This window comes from Dactylosporangium vinaceum, from assembly GCF_019904175.1.
Lineage (GTDB): Bacteria > Actinomycetota > Actinomycetes > Mycobacteriales > Micromonosporaceae > Dactylosporangium > Dactylosporangium vinaceum.
The window spans coordinates 11126656-11153225 of sequence record NZ_CP061913.1; the positions used below are offsets into that span (position 1 = coordinate 11126656).

General features: G+C 72.1%; 19 protein-coding genes and 1 pseudogene. 11 read left to right on the top strand and 9 right to left on the bottom strand.

Translation table 11 applies throughout. The annotated features are described in order from the left end of the window. The first annotated feature begins 67 nt into the window (after window positions 1-67). Window positions 68-1444 (top strand): gamma-glutamyltransferase, encoded by a 1377-nt coding sequence (locus Dvina_RS50090; protein WP_246655835.1) that lies wholly within the window; start codon window positions 68-70, stop codon window positions 1442-1444. Here the strand turns inward: Dvina_RS50090 and proB are convergent. Beyond that, window positions 1439-2539, bottom strand: a complete 1101-nt coding sequence (gene proB, locus Dvina_RS50095; protein ID WP_223099167.1) for a glutamate 5-kinase — start codon at window positions 2537-2539, stop codon at window positions 1439-1441. The two genes, Dvina_RS50090 and proB, sit on opposite strands and share 6 nt — an antisense overlap. A 52-nt stretch (window positions 2540-2591) precedes the next feature. Between proB and Dvina_RS50100 the strand changes: the two genes are divergently transcribed. The 3 genes from Dvina_RS50100 to Dvina_RS50110 all read left to right on the top strand — a co-directional run bounded on the left by Dvina_RS50100 (window position 2592) and on the right by Dvina_RS50110 (window position 6135). Beyond that, complete coding sequence (locus Dvina_RS50100; protein WP_223099168.1) at window positions 2592-2888, top strand: MGMT family protein; 297 nt, start codon at window positions 2592-2594, stop codon at window positions 2886-2888. 176 nt (window positions 2889-3064) lie between these two features. Further along, window positions 3065-4498, top strand: coding sequence for a serine/threonine-protein kinase (locus Dvina_RS50105; RefSeq protein WP_246655836.1), 1434 nt, complete (start codon window positions 3065-3067; stop codon window positions 4496-4498). A gap of 140 nt (window positions 4499-4638) precedes the next feature. After that, window positions 4639-6135, top strand: coding sequence for a hypothetical protein (locus tag Dvina_RS50110; protein ID WP_223099170.1), 1497 nt, complete (start codon window positions 4639-4641; stop codon window positions 6133-6135). Between the two features lie 1027 nt (window positions 6136-7162). Here Dvina_RS50110 and Dvina_RS50115 read toward each other — a convergent pair. Then, the gene (locus tag Dvina_RS50115; protein WP_223099171.1) at window positions 7163-9253 is read right to left on the bottom strand and encodes a RecQ family ATP-dependent DNA helicase; all 2091 of its coding nucleotides are present in this window, start codon (window positions 9251-9253) and stop codon (window positions 7163-7165) included. A 42-nt stretch (window positions 9254-9295) separates the two neighbouring features. Beyond that, window positions 9296-10186 carry a C40 family peptidase gene (locus Dvina_RS50120; protein WP_223099172.1) on the bottom strand — a complete coding sequence of 297 codons (891 nt, stop codon included), beginning with the start codon at window positions 10184-10186 and terminating at the stop codon, window positions 9296-9298. A gap of 127 nt (window positions 10187-10313) precedes the next feature. Between Dvina_RS50120 and Dvina_RS50125 the strand changes: the two genes are divergently transcribed. Then, the gene (locus Dvina_RS50125; RefSeq protein WP_223099173.1) at window positions 10314-11177 is read left to right on the top strand and encodes a hypothetical protein; all 864 of its coding nucleotides are present in this window, start codon (window positions 10314-10316) and stop codon (window positions 11175-11177) included. A gap of 132 nt (window positions 11178-11309) precedes the next feature. Here Dvina_RS50125 and Dvina_RS50130 read toward each other — a convergent pair whose 3' ends face one another. Further along, complete coding sequence (locus Dvina_RS50130; protein ID WP_223099174.1) at window positions 11310-12926, bottom strand: DEAD/DEAH box helicase; 1617 nt, start codon at window positions 12924-12926, stop codon at window positions 11310-11312. A gap of 247 nt (window positions 12927-13173) precedes the next feature. On the opposite strand from Dvina_RS50130, the gene Dvina_RS50135 reads away from it, so the two are divergent. After that, complete coding sequence (locus tag Dvina_RS50135) at window positions 13174-13842, top strand: ferritin-like fold-containing protein (protein WP_246655837.1); 669 nt, start codon at window positions 13174-13176, stop codon at window positions 13840-13842. Window positions 13843-13876: 34 nt separating this feature from the next. Here Dvina_RS50135 and Dvina_RS50140 read toward each other — a convergent pair whose 3' ends face one another. Beyond that, window positions 13877-14110 carry a DUF3107 domain-containing protein gene (locus tag Dvina_RS50140; protein WP_223099175.1) on the bottom strand — a complete coding sequence of 78 codons (234 nt, stop codon included), beginning with the start codon at window positions 14108-14110 and terminating at the stop codon, window positions 13877-13879. Window positions 14111-14179: 69 nt separating this feature from the next. After that, on the bottom strand, window positions 14180-14818 hold the full coding sequence (locus tag Dvina_RS50145) for a TetR/AcrR family transcriptional regulator (protein ID WP_223099177.1): 639 nt from the start codon (window positions 14816-14818) through the stop codon (window positions 14180-14182). 89 nt (window positions 14819-14907) lie between these two features. Here Dvina_RS50145 and Dvina_RS50150 point away from each other — a divergent pair, with 89 nt between their 5' ends. The 5 genes from Dvina_RS50150 (at window position 14908) to Dvina_RS50170 (ending at window position 21124) form a co-directional block, all read left to right on the top strand. Then, window positions 14908-17004 (top strand): hypothetical protein, encoded by a 2097-nt coding sequence (locus Dvina_RS50150; protein WP_223099179.1) that lies wholly within the window; start codon window positions 14908-14910, stop codon window positions 17002-17004. A gap of 26 nt (window positions 17005-17030) precedes the next feature. Beyond that, window positions 17031-18059: an alpha/beta fold hydrolase gene (locus Dvina_RS50155; RefSeq protein WP_223099180.1), complete on the top strand. Its 1029-nt coding sequence runs from the start codon at window positions 17031-17033 to the stop codon at window positions 18057-18059. A gap of 111 nt (window positions 18060-18170) precedes the next feature. Beyond that, window positions 18171-18923, top strand: coding sequence for a DUF3152 domain-containing protein (locus tag Dvina_RS50160; protein WP_246655838.1), 753 nt, complete (start codon window positions 18171-18173; stop codon window positions 18921-18923). 41 nt (window positions 18924-18964) lie between these two features. Continuing rightward, window positions 18965-20143 (top strand): adenylyltransferase/sulfurtransferase MoeZ, encoded by a 1179-nt coding sequence (gene moeZ / locus Dvina_RS50165; RefSeq protein WP_223099182.1) that lies wholly within the window; start codon window positions 18965-18967, stop codon window positions 20141-20143. Between the two features lie 183 nt (window positions 20144-20326). Beyond that, a complete protein-coding gene (locus Dvina_RS50170) occupies window positions 20327-21124 on the top strand; it encodes a squalene--hopene cyclase (protein WP_223099183.1) in 798 nt (265 codons plus the stop codon). Between the two features lie 671 nt (window positions 21125-21795). Here Dvina_RS50170 and Dvina_RS55905 read toward each other — a convergent pair. From Dvina_RS55905 to Dvina_RS50185, 3 genes and pseudogenes are all read right to left on the bottom strand, one after another. Next, a pseudogene (locus tag Dvina_RS55905) lies at window positions 21796-22827 on the bottom strand (IS30 family transposase). A gap of 119 nt (window positions 22828-22946) precedes the next feature. After that, a complete protein-coding gene (cphA, locus tag Dvina_RS50180; protein ID WP_223099185.1) occupies window positions 22947-25610 on the bottom strand; it encodes a cyanophycin synthetase in 2664 nt (887 codons plus the stop codon). Then, window positions 25600-26424 carry a cyanophycinase gene (locus Dvina_RS50185; RefSeq protein ID WP_223099186.1) on the bottom strand — a complete coding sequence of 275 codons (825 nt, stop codon included), beginning with the start codon at window positions 26422-26424 and terminating at the stop codon, window positions 25600-25602. Before Dvina_RS50185 ends, cphA begins: the two co-directional genes overlap by 11 nt. Window positions 26425-26570: the final 146 nt, after the last annotated feature.

Sequence of the window (26570 nt, forward strand, 5' to 3'; positions counted from 1 at the left end):
GGTCCACGGATGCTACCGCTATTGCGAGGATGTTTCTCTTTCTGCTTCGCCACGGGTGTTACCCGGGGTGGCGGCCGGCCACCCCCTGACGACCGAGGTCGGGCTGCGGGTGCTGGAGGAGGGCGGGTCCGCCGCCGACGCCGCAGTGGCGGCCATGCTGACCAGCTGCGTGGCCGAGAGCGTGCTGACCGGCATTGCGGGCGGCGGTTTCGCGACGTTCTACGAGGCTTCGACGGGCAGTACGACATGCCTCGACTTCTTCTGCTCCGTGCCGGGTCTGGAGGCGACCCGGGCGGCGGCGCCGATGGAGCCGATCGCGGTTTCGTTCGGCGGGGTGCCGCAGCGATACGAGATCGGGGCTTCGAGCGTCGGCGTGCCCGGCGTGCCGGCCGGAGCGGGGGCGCTGCACTCCCGATGGGGCCGGCTGCCCTGGACCCAGGTCGTTTCCCCGGCGCGTTCACTGGCCCGGGCCGGCGCATTGTTGCCCGCCCCGCACTCGGCCACGCTGGCGTCGCTCGCGCCGGCGATGATGCCCGGCTTCGGCGCGCAGGTCTATGCGCCCGCGGGGCGGCTGCTGCAAGGCGGCGATCTGCTGTATCACCCGGGGCTGGACAGGGCTTTGAGCATTCTGGCGGCCGACGGCCCGGCGGCGTTCTACACGGGTCCGGTCGGGCGGCAGATGGAGGCCACGGTGACGGCCGGCGGCGGCATTCTCACGCCGACCGACCTCTCCGTCTACGAGGTTCTGGAGCAGCCTGTCGCGTCGGCCTCACTGGCCGGATCGACGGTCATGGCCCGGCCCGACCTGAACGACTTCATCATCACGCTCGGCTCGCTGCCGGAGCTCGACGTCATGCCCCGGCCGGCCCGGGCGGTCGCCGTGGCCGAGGCGCTGCGGTCGTTCGGGACCCAGCGCCTCGGGGACACGACGAACATCTCGGTCGTCGACGCCGACGGCAACGCGTGCGTGGTCACCCTGACGCTCGGCATCGGGTCCGGGGTCTGGCTCGACGGCCTCGGCATCCACCTCAACTCGATGCTCGGCGAGGGTGAGCTGATCCGGCCGGGCACGCGGCCCGGTGACCGGATGGCCTCCTGCATGTGCCCGACGGTCGTGACGGCACCGGACGGGCCGCTGCTGATGGCGATCGGCTCGGCCGGGGCCACCCGGATCCGCACCGCCCTGCTGCACACGCTCATCAACACGCTTGTCGACGGGGACTCCGCGCTCGCGGCGATCCAGCGGCCCCGGTTCCACGTCGTCTCGGACCTCGTGCACGCGGAGCCCGGGTATCCGGAGGACGAGCTGGAGGCGCTGCAGAAGGCCGGGTACAAGATCCAGCGCTGGGACCGGCTCGACCACTACTTCGGCGGGGTGAGCGCGGTGGGCCTGGCGGGTGCGGGCGGCGACCCCCGGCGCGGGGGCATCGGCCGGCTGCTATAGCAGGACCAGGTCGTCGCGGTGGACGACCTCGCGCTCGTACGCCGGCCCGAGCTCGGCGGCCAGGTCGCTCGTCGAGCGGCCCAGCAGCGGCGGCAGCTCGACCGCGTCGTAGTTCACCAGGCCGCGCGCGACCGGGACGCCGCCCGCGTCGACCAGGTCCACCGGGTCTCCCGCGGCGAACCGGCCGTCGACCGCCGTGATTCCGGCCGGCAGCAGTGAGGCGTGCCGGCTCACCACGGCCCGCACGGCGCCCGCGTCCAGGATGAGCCGGCCGCGGGGCGTGGTGGCGTGGGCCAGCCAGAACAGGCGGGCCTGCGGGCGCTGCCGCTGGCGGTGGAAGAAGGTGCCGACCGGGCGCCCGGTCAGGACGTCGGCCGCCTGCGGGGCCGCGGCGAGGACGACCGGGATGCCGCTGGTCGTGGCGATGCGGGCCGCCTCGACCTTCGTGACCATGCCGCCGGTGCCGAGCCCGGCCCGGCCCGGGCGGCGGATGTCCACGCCGTCGAGGTCGGCGAACGAGTGGACGTCGGTGATCGCGCGGGAGGTGGGTAGCGAGGGGTCGCCGGTGTACAGGCCGTCGACGTCGGAGAGCAGCACGAGCAGGTCGGCGTCGACGAGCGCGGCCACCAGCGCGGCGAGCCGGTCGTTGTCGCCGAAGCGGATCTCCTGGGTGGCGACGGTGTCGTTCTCGTTCACGATCGGGATGGCTTTCAGGTCCAGCAGGCGGCGCAGGGTGCGGTACGCGTTGCGGTAGTGGGCGCGCCGGGTCACGTCGTCGACGGTGAGCAGTACCTGCCCGACGACCCGGGCGTGCCGGGCGAACGCGTCGTTGTACGCCCGCATCAGCAGCCCCTGCCCGACGCTCGCCGCCGCCTGCTGGGTGGCCAGGTCGCGGGGCCGCCGGGGCAGACCCAGCGGGGCCAGCCCGGCCGCGATGGCCCCCGACGAGACGAGCACGACCTCGGCCGGCGACGTCGCGAGGGCCTCAACCAGGGCGTCCACCCGGTCCGCGGCGAGCCCGCCGTCCGTGGTGGTCAACGACGACGAACCGATCTTGACGACGATCCGCCGAGCCTCGGTGACCTGTTCACGCACGCCGCTCATCTTGCCGCGTGACGGTCACGGCGGCGCGGTAGGTTCCCATATCGTGGCCGACGAGGAGTACACCGAGCTGGTTCTCTCGCTGGTGGAGCGCATCCCGCCGGGGCGGGTGATGTCCTACGGCGCGATCGCCGAATACCTGGGGCAGGGCGGCCCGCGGCAGGTCGGGTCCGTGATGTCGCACTACGGCGGCCCGGTCCCGTGGCACCGGGTCGTTGCCGCGAACGGCCGCCTGGTGCCGGGCCACGAGCAGGAGGCCCTGCGCCGGCACCGCTCGGAGGGCACCCCGCTGAAGGGCGACAAGGTCGACATCCGCCGCGCTGCCTGGTGGCCGCCGGGTTGACGGCGGGCGCTGTCAGCTCACCGTTCACCCACCTGACCTGCGGCATCGTCGAATTCGATGCCGGGTGGCAACAAGGTGGGTGTGACGGGCGTGAATCTGGGCAACACCCAAGGGTGGACGGCATGCGCCTTGGTGGGATGCGTTACCGGTTGATTGAGCCCCTCGGTACTGGTGGCATGTCCGTGGTCTGGCGGGCGTTCGACGAGATCCTGGAGCGGCCGGTCGCGGTGAAGCTGCTGGCGCCCAAGCTGCTGGCCGATCCGGACTCACGGCGGCGGATTCAGGCCGAGGCGCGGGCCGCGGCGCTGCTGAGCCATCCGCACATCGCGCAGGTCTACGACTTCGGGCACGGGGCCGACGGGGCGCCGTACGTGGTGATGGAGCTCGTCACCGGGCGGTCGCTCGAGGAGGTCGGGGAGCTGGGGGCCGCGACCGTGCTGCAGGTCGGGGCGCAGCTGGCCGCGGCGCTGGCGGCCGTGCACGCGCGTGGGCTCGTGCACCGGGACGTCAAGCCGGCGAATGTGATGCTCACCGACGGCGGGGCGAAGCTCGTCGACTTCGGGATTTCGGCGGTCGCCGGTGATCTCAGCGACAAGGGCGGGCAGATCCTGGGCACGCCGGCGTACCTGGCCCCGGAGCGGATCCGGGGACTCCCCACCACCGCTGCGACAGACGTTTATGCATTGGGCCTTCTGGTGTACCGCGCGCTGGCCGGACGATTCCCCTGGCCCGAGGAGTCCACGACCACCGGCGTGCTCGAGGCCCATCGCCGCACCCGGCCCGCGCCCCTCCCGCCGGGCCTGGCGGACCCGCCGGTGGCCGCCGCGATCGTCAGGTGTCTGGCCAAGGCGCCCGAAAACCGGCCGTCGGCCGCGGAAATGGCCGAGGTGCTGGCGAATGCGACAGCTGCTTTCAGTACACCTCCTGCGTTTGAGGCTCGAAGCTTCGAGTCGACGCGGCGCGTGTTCGTGCCGCGGAGCAAGCGCGGTCGGGTCGCCGCGGCGGGAATCGTCGCGGCCGCGGCGGTCGGTGGACTGGCCATGTGCTCCTCGGGCAATGCGGCCGCCGATGCGCAGGCCAAGCCGAGCTGGATGGTGGCCTCCGCGCCGGCACCCTCGGCGGCTCGGGTGGACTGCACCGTCGAATACTCGGTGCGCTCCGAGCAGGCCGGCTCCTTCGACGCCGACCTCCAGCTCAAGGCCGCGGGCGGCGACGGCGGCTGGAGCCTGACGTTCCGCGTCCCCGACGGCCAGGCCATCGGCGCGATCAACGGCGTCACCTGGCACCAGGACGGCGACACGGTCCTGCTGGGCGGGGCCGACATGGCGTCGGAGCTGTCGGCGGGCGCGCAGTTCAAGGTGGTCGGGGCCTACCGCGACGCGTCACAGCTGCCGGCCGACTTCGTCCTGAACGGTGTGGCGTGCCGCTCGGTGCTGCTGGCTCCGGCGGCTCAACTGGTGGTCACCCAGGTGCCCGTCACCCAGGCGCCGGTGCAGAGGGCGACAACGGCGCCGCCACCGCCCGGGCCCAAGCCGCCGGCCGTGAACAAGGGCCCCGGCTCCGGCGAGAAGGGCAATGAGGGCAAGGGGCCGAAGAAGAAGGACGACTGACCCTTTCGTAAGTTGATCGACGTTTTGTAGCGTATGGCGTGCAACCTTCCTGACTGGTACACAAGTCTGATCCTCGTGGCGTCCCGTATATATGCGGGCCGCCTCGCCGTAGGGTGTTGGGGTCGAAGGTAGGAGGCGCCGTGCGGTTCGAGATCAGCCGGGTCATGGACACGATCGAGCAGCGGCTGACCACGGACATAACCCTGGCGCAGGCGGTGGTGGACCTGGCCGAGGTCGCACGGTTCGTGCCCCTGGACGGCGGGCGCCCCATCAACCTGCTGCGGCTGGGCATGGTGGTCGACGCGCTGAGCCGATACCTGATCGACGCGGGCGCGATGCTCTACCCCGTGGCCGGCCGTGAGGTGCTCTCCGAGGCCGCGCTGACCTCCAAGGAGCGCATGGTCCTGGGCCGCTGGGCGGACGACGGCCTGATCGAGGTCACACCAGTGGTGGCCGACCGGCCCGCGGAGATCGCCGACTTCACCGGGCTGCCCCTGGTGGTGATCCGTGACCTGCCGCCGCAGGCGAAGACCCGCTTCACCTGGATCAGCGACAGCCCCGAGCGGCTGCTTCGGCTGACCCCGCGGGCGGGCGGCGCGGTCCTGACGCCAGGGGGCGATCCGCTGCCCCCGAAGGACGGCAAGGAGCGGCTGGTCATCCGCGGCCAGGCGACGCTGCCGATCGTGCCGTCGGACCCGGCGGACAAGACCGAGGAGAAGGAGATGGCCGAGCCGTCTCCCGCGGAGTCGTCCGACACTCCCGCCGACGGTGACACGCCGGCGGCTGACGCTGCCGCGGCTGGTTCGGCCGGTGCTGGTTCGGCTGGCGCTGGGGTTGACACCGCCGGGGCTGAGCCGGCCAAGGCGGCTGGAGCTACGGCGGCGCAGGCCGGGGCCGGGGAAGGTTCGGGCAAGGACGAGAAGCGCGCCGAGAAGGGTGGGCGGCCGGACGGGCTCCAGTCGTTCACGGCTCGGGGCGCACAGCGCTTCGGGCGCACCCGCGTCGTGCGCCGTCGCTTCACGCGGGCCGACCCCAGTGGTGTCGGGGCTTCGCTGATGGCGCGGGAGTGGCGGTGCAAGGTGCCGGAGTGCCCCGCGTTCGGGCAGATTCGCCGGATCGGGCAGCCGGTCCCACGGATGCGCGCCGGCGTCCCGGCCTGCCCCCGCCACGGCGAGGCGGTGAAGGACATCGGGCCGCGGCCGGCCGCGTTCGCGATCGCCATCGTGGTCGAGGACCTGGCCCGGCGCCGCTTCGTGGTGAGCGCCGACCACCCGGTCATCGTGGGGAAGGAGCCGGCCGACCCGGACGACATCTCCGTCGCCGCCTGGCTCCACGAGGCGGCCGCCGCCTGGATCTCCAAGGAGCACGTCAAACTCGAGGTGACGGCCGGCCGCCTGCAGGTCACCGACACCAGCGAGAACGGCACCCTGATCTGGAAGCGCTCGTCGCCCGACATCAAGGAAGAGGCCGAGCGCATCTACCGCAAGTCGTATCGCCTGGACGGCTGGGACTCGATCGAGCTCTACACCGGCGTCGAACTCGTCGTGGGCGACCACCGCCTGCAGACGGTCGTCGGCTCCGAACCGGCCTCGGTCCTCCTCGACGCCCCGACCGTCGCCCTGCGCCTCGTCGACTGATCGGCCGCTCGAAGAGCCCGGCCGAACCACCCGGCCGACCGCACTGCACCGCCCCGCCGACCGACCGACCCGCGTGACCGACTGACCCGCGTGACCGTCCGCGATCCGCGTGGGCGGACGGGCCACCCGTACCGACCGAGACCGCGCGACTGCTCCACGCCTCACCCAAGATCAGGCCGGTCGACGCGGCGCCGAAGCCAACTGATGCAGGATCGCGGCAGGCGCGTGGCTGACTGCACCGCAGCTTAGGTGCGGTCGCCAGTCGTCCCTACGACCTCCGCCACGCTTGCCTCTCGACGTGGCCGAACGCCGGGTGTACAGCCGACCCAGGTCGCCGAGTGGGCGGGGAACAGCGTCAAAGGTGCTGATGGACGTCTACGCCAAGTGCCTGGACGGCGAGATCCCCGCCGCGCTGAACCGGGTCGCTCTGGCGCTCGGCATCAAGCAGCCCCGGCCTCTGTAGCTTTCTCGACGAGTTTACAGTCCGAACTATCCGTCTGGGTTTACCTAGGGAAACTTGAACTCAGATCGCGAGTGGTCGCGTAGAGGTCGCGATTAGCCGCCTTGTCCACTGGGCCCAGTTGGCGGCTGCGTCATCGCCGCTGCGCTGCGGGCACCGTAAATATCGAGTCTGAGGTGAAGAAGCGGATCGCCAGAGGCAGGAAGCGCGGAGGCGGTCTAGTGGTCCGCTGGCTTCGGGTGGCCGTTGGCGATTGCGCGATCTCTCAGGTGTAGGCCATGGAGTCGAAGCCCTTCTCTTGCCCACCGCCCTATAGCGCCCCCGGCTCGCGGAGCTGCTCGATCGGCACAATGCCGCGGGCGTGCCAGCAGGGACCGGGCGGCCAGTACTTCCCGACGCTGGGCCAGCCGGTCCCGAACAACGCCTACACGACCGCTCGGCGGAAGGCGCGTGAGGACGACAGCATTTCGTGCGACACCGGCAGCGGGCGCGTGGCCGAGCCAGGGGGCGTATGACCGAGCCAGCGGGCGCATGGCTGCGGCGGTTGGTGCGGGACGGGCTGGTGGTTCAGGCGGTCACGGCCAGCGCGAACGGCAGTACTCCCTTCGCTCCGGCCTGGTTCAGCGCGCGGGCGGCCAAGGCCATGGTCCAGCCGCTGTCCACCATGTCGTCGACGAGCAGGACCGGGCCGTCCAGGGCGCGTACGGCGTCGGCGAGCGGGGCCGGCACCTCGAACGCGCCGTAGAGGGCCCGCACACGCTGGGCCGAGTTGGTGCGGGAGGCGGCGTCAGTGGTCAGGCCCGCAGGGATGGTGCCCAGGAGGGGTAGGCGGCCCACTTCGGCGATGCGGGCGCCCAGCGAGGCGACCAGCTCGGGTGCGTGCTGGGAGCCGAGGACGACGACTCCGGCCGGGCGCTCGGGCCAGCGGGCGTCGCCCTTCGACCATTCGGCCAGGGTGGCGACCACGCCCTTGAAGAGCTCGTCGGAGATCGGGGCGTCGGGGCCGTTGAGGGCGGCGCGGAGGCGGTCGCCCCAGCCCAGGTCGCTCAGGCGGCCGATGGCTCGGCCCGGGAGGGACTGCTCGGACTTCGGGATGTTGCCGTTCACCGGGACGCCGACGGCGGACATGCCGGTCGGCCACTTGCGGCGCGGGGCGATCTCGACGCCGGCCCGGCCCAGGTGGCCGCGGGCGGCGTCCAGGGCGGCCGGGGAGACCTCGGTCGGGAACCATACGCCCGCGCAGTTGTCGCAGCGGCCGCACGGGGCGGCGTCGGGGTCGTCGAGCTGGCGGCGCAGGAACTCCAGGCGGCAGGAGGTCAGCGCGGTGTACTCCCGCATCGCCTCCTGCTCGGCTTCCCGGGCCTGCGCAATGCGGGCATAGCGCTCGGTGTCGTGCTGCCACGGCACGCCGGTGGACTCCCAGCCGCCGCTCACGCGGTGGACGGCGCCGTCGACGTCGAGGACCTTCAGGAGGAGCTCGAGGCGGCTGTGGCGGAGCTCGACGCGGGGCTCCAGGGTCTGGGTGGACAGCGGTCGGCCGGCCGCGGCCAGGGCGTCGAGGACCTCGCGGACCTGATGCTCGGGCGGGAAGGCGAGCGAGGCGAAGTAGCGCCAGATGTCCGCGTCCTCGCGGCCCGGCAGCAGCAGCACGTCGGCCTTCTCGACGGCCCGGCCCGCGCGGCCGACCTGCTGGTAGTAGGCGATCGGGGACGAGGGGGCGCCGAGGTGGACCACGAAGCCCAGATCGGGCTTGTCGAAGCCCATGCCGAGCGCCGAGGTGGCGACGAGGGCCTTGATGCGGTTGCCGAGCAGGTCGGCCTCGGCGCCGAGGCGGTCGGCGCCCTCGGTCTTGCCCGTGTAGGAGGCGACGTCGTAGCCCTGGCCGCGCAGGAACGCGGCCGTCTCCTCCGCGCCGGCCACGGTCAGCGTGTAGATGATGCCCGAGCCCGGGAGGTCCCTCAGGTGCTCGGCCAGCCAGGCCAGGCGGTGGGACGGCGAGGGCAGGGTGAGCGCGCCCATGCGGAGGGACTCGCGGTCGAGCGAGCCGCGCAGCACCAGGGCGTCGCCCAGCTGCTCGGCGACGTCCGCGGTGACCCGGGAGTTGGCGGTGGCCGTAGTGGCGAGCACGGGGGTGCCGGGGGCCAGGTCGAGCAGGAGGGTGCGCAGGCGCCGGTAGTCGGGGCGGAAGTCGTGGCCCCAGTCGGAGACGCAGTGGGCCTCGTCGACGACCAGGAGCCCGGTGGTGGCGGCGAGCTTGGGCAGCACGTCGTCGCGGAACGCCGGGTTGTTGAGGCGCTCGGGGCTCACCAGCAGGACGTCGACCGCGCCGTCGGCGATCTCGGCGGTGATCGCGTCCCACTCCTCGAGGTTGGAGGAGTTGATGGTGCGGGCGGTGATGCCCGCCCGGGCGGCCGCGTCGGTCTGGTTGCGCATGAGGGCGAGCAGCGGGGACACGATCACCGTCGGCCCGGCACCGCGGGCGCGCAGGAGGGCGGTCGCCACGAAGTAGACGGCGGACTTGCCCCAGCCGGTGCGCTGGACGCAGAGCACCCGGCGGTGCCCGGCGACGAGCGCCTCGATTGCCGTCCATTGGTCTTCGCGCAGCTCAGCGGTGGGTCCGGCGAGCTTTTTGAGGACTTGCGTGGCTTCCTGTCTCACGGTCCCGACGCTAGCCCAGGGGTACGACAAAAACCGAAAGGATCACTGTGGTCGACCGTATCCGACCACCGGAGCGTAGTCGATCAGTCGCATGGAGATACGTTCACCCGCCCGGGGAGCCTCCACGACGCGGCCGGAGCCGATGTAGATCCCGACATGGCTCACGTCCTTGTAGTAGAAGACCAGGTCACCGGGTTGGAGCTCGTCCCGCGTGATCGGTTTGACGGTCTGCTTCTGGCGGGCGGCATTGTGCGGGAGCACGACCCCGGCGGTCTTCCAGGCGGCCATCGTGAGGCCCGAGCAGTCGAAGCTGTTGGGGCCGTCGGCACCCCACTTGTAGACCTTGCCGAGCTGCGAGAACGCGAACTGGACGGCGCGGCCGGCGGCGTCGTCGCTGAAGACGGGCACGAACCCGTCGTGCAGCGCGCCGGAGGGCGACTTCGCGGTGCTGCCGAAGCCGTACCGCTGCAGCTGAGCCTCGATCGTGGCCTTGCGCTGACCCAGCTCGGCCTGCTGCGCGGTCTGCTGCTGCCGCAGCGTCGACAGCTCCGCCTTCTCCGAGTTCAGCGCGCTCTGGGCGGCCTTGAGCTCGTGCAGTGCCGTCACGCGGCGGCGCGAGATCTGGTCCAGCATGGCGATCTGGTCCATCCAGACCTCGGGCGACGGCGCCGAGATCAGTACGGCGGTCGAGCCGACGGCGCCGCTGCGGTAGAGGGCGACGGCTTGGTCGTCCGTCTCCCGCTGAGCGTTGTCGACCTGTGTCTGTAGCGGCCCCAGGCGGGTGTTGACCTGCTGGAGACGTGCGTCGGTGGCTCGCAGGTCGTCCCGGACGGCGTTGTACCGTTCGATGACGCTCTCGAGCTCCTGCCAGGCGTTGGCGAGCTGCCGTTGCCGGTCCGCAGTTGGGTCCGCGTGCCCGGCCCCGGGCGCCATCAGGACAATGAGTCCGGCGACGACCAGTGATGCGGCGCTGCGCAAGTTCTTGCGGCAAAACCCCACGTGTCCCTAACGTCGCAATTTGGACAAAAGTAACTTTACCTCCCTCGGTAGGCTGAATTTCATGGTGCTCAAGGGACCGTTCGTGGCGGCCGGGCTCGTCGCGGCCCTGCTGCTGGGCTTCGGCATCGCCCGCGCAACCGCGCCCGCCGCGACGCCGGCGGCGTCCGACCCGACGACGATCCCGTCGCACTCGCACGGCGGCGCGGCGCTCGGCGACCTCGGCGGCTTCTCGCTGAGCGCGGGCGGCTTCACGCTGGCCCCGGCGGCGCCCCCGACGTTCGAGGCGGGCGTCCAGCGGCCGTTCGCGTTCAGGATTCTCGGGGTGGACGGCAAGGCGGTGACGAAGTTCGTCCCCAACCACGACAAGCTGCTGCACTTCATCGTGGTGAAGCACGACCTGTCGGGATTTCAGCACCTGCACCCGGAGATGGCGGCCGACGGGACCTGGTCGATCCCGCTGACGCTGCCGAGCCCGGGCATCTGGCGGCTGTACAGCGACTTCGTGACTTTGGACCCGGCCACCGGCCAGCAGGTGCCCCTCGCCCTGTCCATCGACGCGACGGTGGCCGGGGCCTACACGCCGCTCGCGCTCGCCCCGGCGGCGCGGACCGCGGAGGCGGACGGCTTCACCGTCACCTACGAGGGCACGGCCAAGGCCAACGCCACCCAGCCGCTCACGTTCCGGGTCTTCTCCGGCGGCTCACCGGTGACGGACCTCGAGAAGTACCTGGCGGCCTACGGGCACCTGGTCGTGATCCGCGACGGCGACCTGGGATACCTCCACGTGCACCCGGAGGACCAGCTCGTGGGCGGAGCGGTGAAATTCTGGCTCTCCGCGCCCAGCCCGGGGCGCTACCGGATGTTCTTCGAGTTCCAGAAGGGCGGCGCGGTCCACCGCGCCGAGTTCACCGTGGACGTGCAGTAGGGCGACGCTCTGCGTCGCCGGCTTTGCAACCGCCACCAGACGCGGACGCCCGGTCTCGCGGGAGGAGCGGACCGCAACCAGCAACGGACCCGAGCAAAGAAGCTTTGCCCGGGTCCGGTTCGTCGCTGGAACTTACTCTGCCGCGGCCTCTTCGCCGGCTCCACCGCGTCCGCGGCCCCCACGGCGACGGCGGCGACGCGTGCGGCCGCCCTCGTCACCCGCGGCGCTCTCGTCGGGCGACGGATCGCCCGAGAAGACGGCCGCCGGCACCGTTGCCTCGGCGTGCTCGACCGCGTCCACCTCGCCCCGGCGGCGGCGCCGGCGCTGGCGGCGCGGCTCCGTCGACTCGGCGGTGTCCGTGACGGTCGCCGCCGGCGACGGGGAGGCCGACGCCGAGCGCCCGCGACCACGGCCACGCGCGGCCCGGCCGCGCGGCTTGCCCTCGACGTCCTCCAGCTTCTCCGCCGAGAGACCGGCCCGCTTGCGGTCGGCCGTCGGCAGCGAACCCGTGGTGCCCTCGGGAATGCCGATGTCGGTGAGCAGGTGCGCCGACGTGTGGTACGTCTCCGGCGGCTCCGGCAGCTCCATGCCCAGGCTCTTGTCGATGATCCGCCAGCGGGGCATGTCCTCCCAGTCCACGAACGTCACCGCGACGCCGGTGGCGCCGGCGCGGCCCGTGCGGCCGATGCGGTGCGTGTACGTGTCCGGGTCCTCCGGGCAGTCGTAGTTGATCACGTGCGTCACGCCTGAGACGTCGAGCCCGCGGGCCGCGACGTCGGTGGCGACGAGCACGTCGATCTTGCCGGCCCGGAACGCGCGCAGAGCCCGCTCGCGGGCGCCCTGGCCCAGGTCGCCGTGGACGGCCGCGGCCGCGAAGCCCCGGAAGTCCAGGTCCTCGGCGGCCCGGTCGGCCGCGCGCTTGGTGCGGCAGAAGACCATGGTGAGACCGCGGTCCTCGGCCTGCAGGATGCGGGCCACGATCTCGATCTTGTTGAGCGGGTGGGTGCGGTAGACGAACTGCTTCGTCAGCGGGGACGGACCCGTGCTGGCGTCGTGGTGCGCGTGGATCGTCATCGGCTGGCGCAGGAACCGGCGCGCCAGGGTGACGATCGGGTCGGGCATCGTGGCCGAGAAGAGCATGGTCTGGCGCTCTTCCGGCAGCAGCTTGAGGATCCGCTCGACGTCGTCGAGGAAGCCCAGGTCGAGCATGCGGTCGGCCTCGTCCAGGACGAGCGCCCGCACGGCGTGCAGCCGCAGGTGCTTGCCCTTGGACAGGTCGAGCAGCCGCCCGGGCGTGCCGACGACGATCTCGACGCCGTTGCGCAGCGCGTCGACCTGCGGCTCGTAGGCGACCCCGCCGTAGAGCGGCAGCACCCGCACGCCGCGGGTCTTGCCGGCCGCCGCGATGTCGCGGGCGACCTGCAGGCCGAGCTCGCGCGTCGGGACGACGACGAGCGCCTGGGGCAGCCCGTCGGCGCCCTCACTGGGCGCGGTGACTCGGTCCAGCAGTGGAACGCCGAAACCGAGCGTCTTTCCGGTACCGGTAGGAGCCTGTCCGATCAGGTCGGTCCCCCGCAGCGCGATGGGCACCGCGTATTCCTGGATCGCGAAGGCGTGCGTGATGCCGACCGCTTCGAGCGCGGCCACTGTCTCGGGCCGCGCGCCCAGGTCGGCGAATGTCGGACTGTCGGCGCGCACGGGGGCGCGCGGGGCTACCGCTGCGGCAGCCTCTGTGTTGTCGATTGTCATGTTGTGCTCGGGGTGTCTCTCTCGCGGGAGCGCCCCTGAACTGCCGGGTGCGCTCGATCTGTGTAGGGCGCGGGCCACACGCGACCGTGTTCGAACGTTGGTCGCGGGCTACAAGCGCCGGTGCCTGGGCTAGGGTCCGCCCAAGGCATTTCTCGTCATTGTACCGACACAATCGCGGATCCGCGCACAACACAGCGTGGGCAGATCGTGTGCTGCCCCCGGCGATCAGGCGCGGTACTGTGCCGACGTGTCCGATCTCACCTCGGCCGTCCGGGCCGGCGACCTTGACAGCTCCGCCGTCCTCGACCTTTTGGGCATGCTCGCGTACGGCGAGCTGGTCGCCTTCGACCGCATGGCCGCCGACGCCCGGCTGGCCCCCGACCTGCGCCGGCGCGCCGTGCTGAGCGAGATGGCGGCCCGGGAGATCAGCAACTACCGCCGCCTGGCCGACCGCCTGGTGGAGCTCGGCGCCGACCCGGAGAGCGCGATGGCCCCCTACGTGCGGGCGGTGTCGGACTACCATGAGCAGACCGAGCCCAACGACTGGCTGGAGGGCCTGACCAAGGCGTACGTCGGCGACGGCATCGCCGACGACTTCACCCGCGAGGTCGCGCTGGTGCTGGCCGCGCCGGACCGCGACCTGATCCTGGACGTGCTGCACGACTCCCGGCACGCCGACTTCGCCGCCGACGAGCTGCGGGCCGCGATAGCGGTCGACCCGAAGGTGGCCAACCGCCTGTCGATGTGGGCCCGCCGCCTGGTCGGCGAGGCGATCTCCCAGTCGCTGCGGGTCGCCGGCGAGCGGCCCTCGCTGGGCCTGCTGCTGGCCGGGCAGGGCACCGACTTCCAGGCCCTGATCAAGCGCCTGACCACGGCCCACACGGCCCGGATGGGCGCCGTCGGCCTCAACAACTGACGGAAAAGGGGCCCCCTTGCGAGGGCCCCTTCGCTCAGCGCGCGGCCGAGAAACCAACCGGCCGCGGCGACGACTCGGCGATCTCCACGTATGCGATCTTGCCGACGGGCACGATCACCCGGCGGCCCTTGTCGTCGACCAGGGACAGCACACTTTTATCGCCACCGTTGATCGCGTCGGTGACCGCAGACTCGACCTCGGACGGCGACTGGTTGCTCTCCAGCACCAGCTCCCGAGGCGCGTACTGCACGCCGATCTTGACCTCCACGCGTTCCTCCTTGATCGGGCGCGGCCGCGCGTCGGGCCGCACACCCAGTGTGGTTGAAGATTAACGCGATCAGGCGTGTTCGCCGTGCAGGGGGAAGCTCGCGATGCCGCGCCACGACAGCGCGGTCAGCAGGCTCTCCGCCTCGGCCTTCTCCACCTGGCGGCCGCCGGCCAGCCAGAAGCGGGCCGCGATCTCGGCCGCGCCGACCAGGCCGGAGGCCAGCAGCTCGGCGCGGGCGCGGCTCACGCCGGTGTCGGCCATGATCGTGTCGGTGATGGCCGCGATGCAGCCGGTCTCCACGCGGTCCACGCGCTCGCGGACGGCGGGGTCGTTGCGCAGGTCGGACTCGAAGACGAGCCGGAAGGCTTCGCTCTCGTGATCGATGAAGTCGAAGTAGGCCTGGATGGCCCCGCGCACCCGGTCCTTGTTGTCGGTCGTCGCTTCCATCGCGGAGCGCACCCGCGACACCATCGCGTCGCAGTGGGTGTCCAGGAGCGCGAGGTACAACTCCAACTTGCCCGGGAAATGCTGATACAAGACAGGTTTCGAAACGCCCGCCCGCTCGGCGATGTCGTCCATCGCGGCGGCGTGGTAGCCCTGGGCCACGAACACCTGCTGAGCTGCGGCGAGCAGCTGCTTTCTCCGCGCCGACCGGGGCAGCCGCACGGGCCGGCCGGCCGCCTGCGTGCCGCTCATCGACGAGGTCATGTTCACCATCCGGATTTGGGTCGAGATTGCAACTTACCCCCTTTCCACCCACACGGTAGCCTCACTACGGGGCGATGGAGGAGCGTGCGGTGGACGAAACGGGGCAAGCCGGTAGCCCGGAGGCGGGCGGCGCCTACCCTGGTGGAAACCTCGGCCCGGACCAGGGCCTGGGTCGCGGCCGTTCCGCATACCCGAATGGGCAGGTCAACGGGGGTACGCCGTCGGACGACGCCCTGGAGGCGATCGTCTCCGCCTGGCGCGAGCCGGCCACCGGCGCGATCGCCGGCCGGGCCCAGGTGACGGGCGCTTTCAATATCAACGGCATCAATGGGTTGAACGGCAGTGGGCTCAACGGCGCCAATGGCAATCCCCCGAACGGCGTGAACGGTACAAACGGCGCCAACGGGGGGACCCGCGGACGCGCCGAGGTGCGCGGTCCGTACTCCGACATGCTGGCCCCGATGAGCCCGCCGGTCTCGCCGCCGCCACCGCCGGTGCAGCCGCCGGCCCCGCAGGCCCCCATGTCGACGCTGCACTACGGCCACTACGGCCCGGACGGGCAGGGCTGGCCGACCTCCAGCCCGACCGGCGAGACGAAGAGCGTCCCGCCGCCGGCCCCCGGCACCGTCTACGGCGCGCTGTCCGCGCCCCTCGACCACACCGGCGAGCTGCGACGGCCGATCTCCGCGCAGCCGTCCTACGAGCCGCCGCCCGCTCCGGCATACGAGCCCACCTACGACCGGAATCAGTCGTACGAGGCCCAGCCGTACGAAGCCCAGCCGTACGAGGCCTATGAGCAGGCCCACACCTACGAGCAGCCCGCCTCGGCGCTCGAACGGGTGGCCGAGCACCAGCAGGCGCCCGACGCCTGGGGCTACACGGGCGGCTCCTATCAGCCGCAGGAGCAGCGCCACTGGGCCCCGGAGCCGTCGCAGCCGGAGTTCGACTGGGCCGCGCCGGTGCAGCACCCCACCCCGCGCGAGCCCGTGTCGGCGCCGCCGCCCGCGCCCGTCCAGCCGCAGAGCCTGCCCAGCCAGCGCGTCCCGGAGAACGACCCGCTCGTCGGGCCCCTGCCGCCGCTCCTGCTCGGCTCGGCCACGTCGATGACCGCTCCCGAGCCGGTCATGCCGACGTTCGCCGACGACATGACGCAGCCCGCCTACGATGCGCCCGAGCTGCCCCAGCGCGTGCCCTCCGAGCCCGACGTCCCGCCGATCCCGGCCGGTGAGCCGCAGGCGTCGGCGGTCGGCGCGCCCGAGCTCACGCGGATCACCGACTACCTGCGCGAGGAGCAGGAGGGCCAGACCGGCGACCCGGACAACCGGCCCGACGGCTTCGACGTGCAGAGCGTCCTGCGGGCCGTGCAGACGGTCGGCGGCGTGCACCGGGCGACGCTGCGCAAGAACGCCGACGGCCTGCACACGCTGCGCCTGGAGCTCGCCGACGAGGCCGACGCCGGGCAGGTCAGCCGGATCGTCGCACGGATGCTGAACGAGACGATGGGCCTGTCGGCCGAGCAGAATCCGCTGCTGCCCGACGGCATGCCGGAGCCGGCCGCGCCCTATGCGAGCACACCGGCCTCGGCCCCCGTGCCCACGCCGCGGCCGCCGGTCAACGCCGCCGCCGCACTGAACGCCGCCCGCAATTCACCCCACAGTGCCCTTCCCGGGTACGGCCGGGAGTCCCGCCGCCGCCGCCCGGTCAGCAGCGGAGCGCGCAAACCCGCGCCGCTGGACCAGAAGGCGCCGGCGCTCACCCCGAACCCCGGCTCGATCGTGTCGCCGCGGGTCGTCATCGAATCGGTCGACGTCAACACGCAGGGCATCGACGCCACCGTCGAGGTCCGCCTGACCGCCGACAACCAGCCCGCGATCGGCGTCGCGAGCGGCCCGAACTTCGACGGGTACATGCTGAAGCTGGCCGCCCTGGCCGCCGCGTCCGCCGTCGACCAGCTGCTCATCGACACCGACGCCACCGTCCGGGCGCGCTGCTACATCGAGCACGCCGCGGTGGTCGCGCTCGGCGGGTGCGAGGTCGCGGTCGTCGTGCTCCTGCTGATGTACGACGGCTTCGTCGAGCAGCTCACCGGCTCGGCCGTGGTGGCCGCGGACGGCGACTCCCGCCAGGCCGTGGTGCGGGCGACGATGGCCGCCGTGAACCGGCGATTGGAAGCCCTCCTGCCGTAGTGGCGACTTCAAGGCACACTTGGAGGATGAAGCGAGCCACCCTTGTCCCGGAGTTCACCATCCCGTCACCGGCGCAGCTGCCGGCGCGGTGGCCCGGGCGCGAGGTCGAGCTCGACGGGACCGTCACGTTCATCCGTGACACCCCGGCCCAGGGCGACAACGTCGAGCCGGCCGTCTACGTGCACGGCCTCGGCGGCTCGTCGACCAACTGGACCGACCTGGCCGGCATCCTGGCGTCGCGCACGGACGGGCCCGCGCTCGAAGGGCAGGCCATCGACCTGCCCGGATTCGGGTACAGCGGCCGCGCCCGCAGCTACACCCTCGACGCGATGGCCGGTCACGTGATCCGCTGGATCGAGCACAGCGACCGCGGCCCGGTTCACCTGTTCGGCAACTCGCTCGGCGGCGCCACCAGCGTGAAGGTCGCCGCCCGCCGGCCCGACCTGGTCCGCTCGCTCACGCTGATCTCCCCGGCGATGCCGTTCCTCGACCCGCGCCGGTCGCTGCAGGGCCGGGTCGTGCCGCTGCTCCTGCTGCCCAACGCCACCCGGCTGGCCGCCCGGCACATGAGCTCGATCGAGCCCGAGGCGCTGGCCGACATGGTGATCGACTCCTGTTACGGCGACCCGACCCGCTACCCGCAGCAGCGCCGGCTGGAGGCCATCGAGGAGGCCCGGCTGCGCCATCAGGTGCCGTGGTACGCCGAGGCGTACGTCGGCAGCCTGCGCGGGCTGGTCAGCAGCTTCCTGCGGGCGTACCTGCCGGGCGAGGGCTCCATCTGGCGGACGGCGAGCAAGATCAAGGCGCCGACCCTGGTGATCGCCGGGCGGCAGGACAAGCTCGTCGACATCCGCACCGCCCCGCAGGTCGCCCGGCTGATCCCGGACAGCCGGCTGATGATGCTCGAGGGTGTCGGCCACGTCGCCCAGATGGAAGTGCCGCGCTCGGTGGCCCGGGCCGTCTTCGGGCTGCTGAACGAGCTCGCCGCGCCGGTTGCGGAACGGGAGCAGGAGCCGGTCCGCGCGCGCGTGGCAAGGGTGCGCATGGCAAGCTAGGCATCGATGGTGAGCCGGCTTCTCTCCGACCGCCCGCGGGAGCCCGAGCCTCTGCCGAGCGACCCGACGGCCGCTCGCGAGGTCGTGCGCGCATCCCGGCACCGCCGGCGGATGGAGGCGCGCCGGAAGCGGTACCTCATCGCCGGGGTCATGGCGGCGGCGGGACTTCTGGCCGCCTTGGGGCTCACCCGCCAGCTCTTCTTCTCCGGGGGTACTTCCGAGAAGGCGCCCGTGCGCCAGGAGCAGCCGATGCTCGCGCCGCCGTCGCAGCCGGCGAGCCCGCCCCCGGAGGCGGGACCGGCCAAGGGTGACGGCACGTTCGCCTACGCCACCACCGACGGTCCGGTGGCGGGCGGGAACGGGGCGCTGAAGAAGTACACCGTCGCCGTCGAAAATGGTGCCGGGCAGCAGGCGGATGCGTTCGCCGCGGAGGTCGAGAAGACCTACGCGGACCCGCGCGGGTGGACGGCGAGCGGCGAGCTGCGACTCCAGCGGGTGAAGGGGCAGGGGCCGGCCGACTTCACGGTGTTCCTGGCCACGCCGGCCACGTCGGAGGCGATGTGCGCGGCGGCCGGGCTGCACACGGACGGGTACAGCTCCTGCCGCATCACGGGCAAGGTCATCATCAACCTGGCCCGCTGGAACACCGCCATCCCGGACTACGGCGCGCCGATCGCGGACTACCGCACGTACGTCGTCAACCACGAGACCGGCCACGAGCTCGGCCACGGCCACGAGGCGTGCCCGGCGGCCGGGAAGCCCGCGCCGGTCATGATGCAGCAGACGTACGGGCTGAAGGGCTGCGTGGCGAACTCCTGGCCGTTCGTGGACGGCCAGGCGTACACGGGACCCAAAGTGCCCTAGCTCACTCGGGTTCGGGGCCAACGCGGGGCAGAATGAGAACCATGTCGTTGCCTCCTCTGGTCGAACCCGCCGCCGACCTGTCGGTGGACGAGGTCCGCCGTTACTCACGCCATCTGATCATTCCCGACGTCGGGGTGGCCGGGCAGAAACGACTCAAGAACGCCAGGGTGCTGTGTGTCGGCGCGGGTGGGCTCGGCTCGCCCGCGCTCATGTACCTGGCGGCCGCCGGCGTCGGCACCCTCGGCATCGTCGAGTTCGACACCGTCGACGAGTCCAACCTGCAGCGCCAGATCATCCACGGGCAGTCCGACATCGGCCGCCCCAAGGCGGAGTCGGCGCGGGACTCGGTGCTCGAGATCAACCCGTACGTCAACGTGGTGCTGCACAACGAGGCGCTCACCAACGACAATGTGATGGAGATCTTCGCGCAGTACGACCTGATCATCGACGGCACCGACAACTTCGCGACCCGCTACATGGTCAACGACGCGGCGGTACTGCTGGGCAAGCCGTACGTGTGGGGCTCGATCTACCGCTTCGACGGCCAGGCGTCGGTCTTCTGGGCCGAGCACGGCCCCTGCTACCGGTGCCTCTACCCGGAGCCGCCCCCGCCCGGCATGGTCCCCTCCTGCGCCGAGGGCGGCGTGCTGGGTGTCCTGTGCGCGTCGATCGGCGCGATCCAGGTCACCGAGGCGATCAAGCTGCTGACCGGGGTCGGCGAGACGCTCCTGGGCCGCCTCATGGTCTACGACGCGCTGGAGATGGAGTACCGCAAGATCAAGCTCCGCAAGGACCCCAACTGCGCGATCTGCGGCGAGAACCCCACGGTCACCGGCCTGATCGACTACGACGACTTCTGCGGCGCCGTCTCCGACGAGGCCCAGGCGGCGACGGTCGGCTCGACGATCACCGCCCAGGAGCTCAAGGACTGGCAGGACTCCGGCAAGCCGATCGACCTCATCGACGTGCGCGAGCCCGCCGAGTGGGAGATCGTGCGCATCCCCGGTGCCCGGCTGGTCCCGAAGGGCGAGTTCCTCAACGGCAACGCCCTGGCCGATCTGCCGCAGGACCGGCAGATCGTCCTGCACTGCAAGAGCGGCGTCCGCTCCGCCGAGGCCCTGGCCGCGGTGAAGGCGGCGGGCTTCAAGGACGCGGTCCACGTCCAGGGCGGGGTCGTCTCCTGGGTCAAGACCGTCGACCCGTCCCTGCCGATCTACTAGGTTCGATCTCCCGTCGCCCGGGAGGCCCCGCCTCCACCCGCACCCTCCGCACGATCGACGCCGTCGGCCGTGCGGAGGGTGCGCTCGGTGGCGACCAGGCACCGGATGGTCATCCCGAAAACGACTCACGTCACACCTGATCAACACGCGCGGGTGGGCCGGGCGAGCGGTAGTCTGCGGCCCATGGCCGACCTTGATGCCGCGATCGGTTACGTAGTCGCCCACGGCGACTCCGTGGACCGCGCCCGCCTAGCCTGGCTGCGCACCGGCCAGGCCCCCGCGGCCGACGTCCTGGACCGGGCCGAGTCCGGCCCGGCGTCGACAGGCGGCTGGCCCGCGTACTTCGGCGCCCGCGTCGCCTCGGTCGACGCCACCTGCTTCCGCCTGAACGAGCTCGACGACCTGGGCGCTCTGGGCCGCCCGGCCGCCCGCCGAGCCCTCGCCTGGCTGCGCCAGAGCCAACGCCCGGACGGCATGTGGGAAGAGGACGAGTCCCTGGCCGGCGTCGCCCCGCCGTGGGCCCAGCCGGGCGACGACGAGGCCCGCCTGTACCTGACCTGCAGCGCCGCGTACTGGCTCGTCGTGGGCGGCCCCGCCCCGGGCGCCGAGGACGAGCACGCGGCCGGCATCGCCAGGGCCGCGGAGGCATTCCGGGCATCCCTGCGCCCGGACGGCTCGTGGCCGTCGTTCCTGGTCACGGGCTGGCTGGGGTGCGCCGTGCTGTATCACCTGGGCTGGTTCTACGAGTCGGCCCAGATCCAGGTCGCCCTGGCCGACCGCGTCCCGACCATGACTGCGGCCGACACCGCCCTGCTGTACGCCGCCTTACGCCGCATCGACATGTCCGCCGGCGACTGGCTGCTGGGCGCCGCCCGCAAGCGCCTGGACGAAACCCAGCGCAGCGACGGCAGCTGGGCAAGCGACGACGGCGACCAGTTCAACGTCCACACCACGCTTACCGCCATCCGCGCTCTGCGCTGACCCTCGAGCCGCCGCGGCCCGAGCCCTCCACCGCGCGGGGGCGAACTTCGAGCGCAGTTGACCGCTGAACCGCCGCGGCCCGAGCCTCCCACCGCGCGGGACGAACTCGAGCGCAGTTGACCGCGCACCCGCCTGTGTCGCACGCCTCCGACCGGCGCCGACCTGACCAACGCGAACCGGGTCGCCGCCACCGAACCCCACACGGCGCGAACCGGGCCACCACTGACCTGACCGGCGCGGACGTGACCGGCGCGGACCTGACCGGTCGGCAGGCCCTCGGAGCCGGCCCGTGTCTGCAATGTGGCAAGCGTTGATCTGCCGGGCGCTGACCTGGCGGGCGTAACGATGGTCGGCGTCTGATCTCACCGGCGTCGTTGGATCGGCGCAAACAGCCGCAACCACAACTTGCCCGCGATTCGCCGCTGTCCGCGGCGTTCGTCGGTAGCTGCGTGCGGCGGCTACCCGCGGCGTTCGCGGCGGCATCCCTCTTCTCGGTCGTAGCGGCACCTCGTTGACGGCGCTGCTGTTCGTGTCCGGCTTCGACCTACTTCATCCGCTTGCGAGTTCCGGCGCTTGCGGCAAATACCCGGTCGGCGGTTTCCGGGGGTTGCAACACGGTGGTTTCAGTTGGTGATGTTGAGAACTTGTGCGAGGCGTTGGGTTGGGGTGTCTCAGTTGAGGGTTTGGCGGACACGGTCGTTGAGCTGGGCGGCGACCGCGGTGAGGTGTTCGGGGCTGTGCCCGGCGAGGTCGTTGTCTTCTGGTTCGACCCGCGCTGTCAGGGGCTGTGCGGGTCGCAGCAATACACGGGCATGTCCGCGGCCGGGCCGAACTCGTGATGCCACGCCATCTCGGCGCCCTGACCCCAGGTCAGGGACCGTTTCAGGTGCTGCGGCAGGGTGGCCAGCAGCGCGTCACGGACCACGTCGGCGCAGCGGCCGCGGTTGCCGGGGTGCGCGAGCAGGACGTAGCGGGTAGCCCGTTCGACGTGGGTGCCGATCGCCGAGCCGCCGTCCTTGCCGATGATCAGGTCACCTTCTCGATGCCCGGGCACCGCACGGTCGCCGACCTCAGCCGGGCGGTCGCTGATCATCAGCATCGGCGCGACGAACCGCGACCCGTGAGCGGTCGTGGTCCGCGGCCGGCGCACCGCCCGGCCGGTCCGCAACGCCGCCGCCAGCTCGCGGCGCAGCACACCCGGCCCTGGACGTAGAACGCCTGGTAGATCGTCTCGTGGGACCGGCGCAGCCGGGCACTGATCTGCCGCGGGCTGTGCCAGGTCACCAGGAGGTCCTGGACCACAGCACGCAGGGCCGGGTTCCCGGCCGGCTTCCGCAGTTTGGGCCGGGGGACGGCTGATACCCACCATCGTCAGGGTCACGGTTGCGGCGGATCTCCCGGCTGATCGTGCACCGCGATCGCCGCCTGCGACACCCCAGCCCGCACCGATCGGCGATCACCACCCGCTCATCGAGGGACAGGTATCGGACCGACCCCACCGGCGGCCGCGCCGCCGCAGCCTCGACAGCGCCCACCGCAGCAGCTTCCCGCCGCCACCGGCCACCCCGTCCGCTCCGCCACCCCGACCAGCGACACGCCACACCCGTCGGCACACCCTGCCCATCGAACTCGAAATACGCGGCGCGCTCGGCCAGCAGCGGCATGCAACCTTGCGGGCGACGACCCTCCCGGATCTCGAACATCACAACCCTGATCAGGTCATGTGTTGCAACGATCCCTTAAAACCGGGGACGGGGTATAAATCCGATATGTCGCGGCGCGCCCGCGCCCGACATATCGGCCCCGCACTAACAGCGGTGCGTCAGCCGGTGGCGGTCCAGGCCATCGGCCTGGTCGAGGAGGACGGGGCGGCGGTGGCGAGCTCCCCCGCATATTGGGCGCCGAGCGCCTCCAGCAGCGCCAGGACCGGTTCGATCTTCTCGTACAGCAGGAGGACGACGTCGCCGGGGTTGGCCAGGGACAGGGCGGCGGGGATGGCGTCGTCCACCGTCTCCACCTGGATGCAGGTGGTCGCGGGGGCTACCGCCAGCAGCTCCGTGCGGACCAGGTCGGGGACTTCTCCGCGGGCCCGGCCCCGGCGGTCGGCGTCCTCGTACAGGACCACGCGGGTGAAGCGGGTGGCCACTACGGTGGCTGACTCGCGGAGCAGGTCGTCGCGGCGGTCGCCGGGCAGCGTTATCGCGGCCACCGCGCGGTTGCCGCCCCACACCCGGTCGACCAGGTCGCTGACGGCGGCTATCGCGGCCGGGTTGTGGGCGTAGTCGAGCAGGATGTCGACCTCGCCGCGGCGCAGGAGGGTGCCGCGGCCGGGGTTGTCGGTGGGGGTTGCGCCGAAGGTGCGCAGGCGCTCGGCCAGGCTGGTCGTCGTGACGCCCAGGACGCGGGCGGCGGCGGTGGCGGCCAGGGCGTTGGCCACCAGGTGCCGTGCCGCGCCGCCGAAGGCGGTGCCCAGTTCGTGGGCGGCCAGCAGGGGGATCCAGCGCCGGCCGGTCAGCTCGACGAGCCAGCCGTCGGCCAGGAGGTAGGCGCGGCCGCCGGAGTCCCAGTGGCGGCGGACCAGGGGGTTGCGGGGGTCCAGGGAGCACCAGATGATCTCGCGGCCGGGGAAGTCCAGCTCGCTGCTGCGGGGGTCGTCGGCGTTGAGGATGACGGCGCCGCCCTCGCGGACGCGTTCGGCCACTACCGACTTCAGGTTGACCAGCTCGTCGATGCTCTCGATGCCGTCCTGGCCCAAGTGGTCGGAGGAGAGGTTGGTGATGATGCCGACGTCGCTCCAGTCGTAGCCCAGGCCCTGGCGGAGCAGGCCGCCGCGGGCGGTCTCCAGGACTGCCGCATCGACCGTCGGGTCGCCCAGCACGACCCGGGCGGAGCGGGGGCCGGTGGCGTCGGCGTGCTGGATCAGGCGGCCGCCGACCATCACGCCATCGGTTGTCGTCACGCCCACGCGCAGGCCGGCCCCGGCCAGGAGGTGGGCGGTCAGGCGGGCGACGGTGGTCTTGCCATTGGTGCCGGTGATGGCGACGATCGGGATGCGCGACGGGGTGCCGGCCGGGTAGAGGGCGTCGACGATCGCCGCGCCCACGTCGTGCTGGTCCAGGTGCATGCGCAGGCCGGGGGCGGCGTTGACCTCGATCACGCCGCCCCGGCGCAGCGGGAGCTCCTCGGCGATGTCGGGCAGGCGCATGTCGATGCCCGCGATGTCCAGGCCGACCAGGCCGGCGACGCGGCGGCACAGGTCGGCGACCGAGGGGTGGACGAGCTTGGTGACGTCGACGCTGGTACCGCCGGTGGAGAGGTTGGCGTTGTCGCGCAGCCACACCGTCGTGCCCTCGGCGGGCACGTCGCGCACCGTGAAGCCCTGGCGGTCCAGGAGCGTCTCGGCGACGTCGTCGATCGCGAGCCGGGTGAGCGCGCGGGCGTGGCCGTCGCCGCGCCGCGGGTCCTCGTTGGCCCGGGCGATCAGGCCGGTGATGTCGGTGCGGCCGTCGCCCGTCACGTGCGCGGGGACCCGCTCGGCGGCCGCGACGATCTCGCCGCCGACGGTCAGCACCCGGTAGTCGCGGCCCTCGACCTGGCGCTCCACGACGGCGTCGCCGCCGTCCGCGGTGGCGGCGGCGAAGGCGGCCCGGACCGCGTCCGGCGAGTCGACGCCCAGGTACACGTGCTGACCCTGCCGGCCCCCGCGCGGCTTGACGACGACCGGCGCTCCGAGCTGCGCGAAGAGCCGCACGGCCTGGTCCGCGGTGGCGGCCGGGCCGCCGGCCGGGACCGGGACGCCGGCGTCCTCGAGCAGGCGGCGGGTGAGCTCCTTGTCGGCGGCGATGTCCACGCCGATGGCCGAGGTCTGATCGGTGAGGGCGGCCCAGACGAGCCGGCGGTGGCGGCCGTACCCCAGCCGCAGCAGACTCAGGTCGCCGACCCGCTCGACGGGGATGCCGCGGGCGCGGGCCGCCTCGGCGATCGCCTGGGTGGACGGGCCCGGCTTCTCGCGCTCGTACTGCCGGCGCAGCTCCTCCAGATCGAGTGCGGGCGGCTCCGTGCCACGCACGAGGGGTACCACCACATCAATCGCTTTTTGCAGGAGAAGGCGGGAAAGCGAGGACTCGGCGGGCTCGTCCACCGGGCACTCCATGAGCACGTCGAAGGCGGAGGGGTCCTCGGTGCCCACGGTGCGGCCGAAGTTGACCCCGCGGCCGATGAGGTTGGACAGCTCGATGGCCATGTGCTCGGCGGTGTGGCCGAAGTAGGTGCCGCCGTACAGCCGCTTGACGAACCCGCCCGGCGTCCCCGCCGCGCAGTGGTGCTCGGCCAGGCCCGGCAGCAGGTCGAGCAGCCGCTCCGGCAGGCCCGGGAAGTCACAGGTCTCGCGGCCGGTGAGGTCGTCGAGGAGGACCCGGGTCACCTGGACCGGCCGGTCGAGGTACCGGTTCGGCCCCCGCAGGCGGCGGCTGTCTTCAATACGCATGATCCTCTTCTGCTTTCCTCTTCGGGGCCCGCTCGGTCAGGTCGAACCAGTGCCCGGCCGGCAGGACGTGCAGTTGGACGCCGTACAGCGCGATCGGGCCGCCCAGCTCGTCGGCGAACCCGGCCGTGGGGCACTGGATGTCCCGGGCCTGGCCGGCGTCGATCACGGTCACCGTGCCGCGCCCGAGCACCTCGAACGAGTCGCCGTCGACGAGGATCGCGGTGTTCTCGTCGATGCCGAGACCGAGCTCGTGCGGGAACATCGCGATGGCGCTGAGCAGCCGGTTGAGCCGCCCGCGCTCGGCGAAGTGCATGTCGATGAGCACGCCGGGCAGGAACTCCATCCCGGGGCCGGTGCGCACGCTGCCCGTGCTCACGGTGGCGAGACTCCCGCCGAGGATCATGGTGCTGGACATCATCGCGGCGCCCGCGCTGGTGCCGGCCAGGATCATGCCCTCGGCCAGCCGCGCGTGCAGCGCCTTGTCGACCTTGGTGCCGCCCAGCACGGTGGTGATCCGCAGCTGGTCACCGCCGGTGAAGAACACGCCGGAGGCCCGCTCGATCACGGCGACGGCCGGTTCGCCGTTGGCGTCCTCGCGCGACGCGAGGCGCAGCGCCGTGACGCGCTGGGCGCCGAGCCGGTGGAGGACCTCGGCGTACTCCTGCTCGCGCTCCCCCGGGCTCTCGCTCGCCGTGGCGATCACCACCAGGTGTGCGTCGCTCCCGCCGGCGAGCAGCACGAAGCGCTCGAGGATCTCGTCGTCGCCGGCGTCGTGGCTCTCCGCGCCCCCGATGACGAGCAGCTTTCCCGGCATCCCACCTCCACAACCCCTACATCTTGCAAACCGACCGCGCCGGGCGTCCGAGGTTTGCCGGGATCGGGGTTTCGAAATTGTTCGGTACTTGGTCGAGGATGTGCGGTCATCGCCATTGCGCATCGATACACGTCTCACTACAGTGA

Coding starts and splice junctions, on each gene's coding strand:
- Dvina_RS50185 (WP_223099186.1), bottom strand. CDS start 26,424: ATGCCGGGAAAGCTGCTCGTCATCGGGGGCGCGGAGAGCCACGACGCC.
- Dvina_RS50130 (WP_223099174.1), bottom strand. CDS start 12,926: ATGACAATCGACAACACAGAGGCTGCCGCAGCGGTAGCCCCGCGCGCC.
- Dvina_RS50155 (WP_223099180.1), top strand. CDS start 17,031: ATGAAGCGAGCCACCCTTGTCCCGGAGTTCACCATCCCGTCACCGGCG.
- moeZ (WP_223099182.1), top strand. CDS start 18,965: ATGTCGTTGCCTCCTCTGGTCGAACCCGCCGCCGACCTGTCGGTGGAC.
- Dvina_RS50170 (WP_223099183.1), top strand. CDS start 20,327: ATGGCCGACCTTGATGCCGCGATCGGTTACGTAGTCGCCCACGGCGAC.
- cphA (WP_223099185.1), bottom strand. CDS start 25,610: ATGCGTATTGAAGACAGCCGCCGCCTGCGGGGGCCGAACCGGTACCTC.
- Dvina_RS50145 (WP_223099177.1), bottom strand. CDS start 14,818: ATGACCTCGTCGATGAGCGGCACGCAGGCGGCCGGCCGGCCCGTGCGG.
- Dvina_RS50105 (WP_246655836.1), top strand. CDS start 3,065: ATGTCCGTGGTCTGGCGGGCGTTCGACGAGATCCTGGAGCGGCCGGTC.
- Dvina_RS50160 (WP_246655838.1), top strand. CDS start 18,171: ATGGAGGCGCGCCGGAAGCGGTACCTCATCGCCGGGGTCATGGCGGCG.
- Dvina_RS50125 (WP_223099173.1), top strand. CDS start 10,314: ATGGTGCTCAAGGGACCGTTCGTGGCGGCCGGGCTCGTCGCGGCCCTG.
- Dvina_RS50120 (WP_223099172.1), bottom strand. CDS start 10,186: ATGGCGCCCGGGGCCGGGCACGCGGACCCAACTGCGGACCGGCAACGG.